Source organism: Hydrogenovibrio sp. 3SP14C1 (genome assembly GCF_029625905.1).
Taxonomy (GTDB): domain Bacteria; phylum Pseudomonadota; class Gammaproteobacteria; order Thiomicrospirales; family Thiomicrospiraceae; genus Hydrogenovibrio.
In genome coordinates this window covers 1-277 of record NZ_JARTLM010000092.1, presented here as the reverse complement: position 1 = coordinate 277, position 277 = coordinate 1, and the positions used below count along the sequence as shown (strand labels likewise).

Annotated in this window: 1 protein-coding gene; it reads left to right on the top strand. The window is 63.5% G+C overall.

Going from position 1 to position 277, the window contains the following annotated elements:
- Positions 1-36: 36 nt before the first annotated feature.
- Positions 37-277: hypothetical protein (locus tag P8629_RS11765; protein ID WP_278166312.1), on the top strand; the 241-nt coding region annotated here is incomplete at its 3' end.

Below are 277 nucleotides of genomic sequence, written 5' to 3'. Positions count from 1 at the left end.
ACGTCGTATGAGGGGAATCGATATGAGGGAGATAGCATGAGCGACGACCAGCCACGCGATAGAGAGCGAAGCGTTCCCTCCCACGAAGCGTCGTCGGGAAGCGCGCAGGATCCATGGACACAGGGCCCGCAAGTCGCTGCGACCGAATCGAAAGCATCGGCCGCAGGTGAGCCGAGCGACGATGCCGAAACGCTGCGCGAACGTCAGCGTCTGGCTCAGCTGGAAATGATGGACCGCTGGATTGGTGGCGTCTTGACCGAGCAGCGCCGGGCGCGGC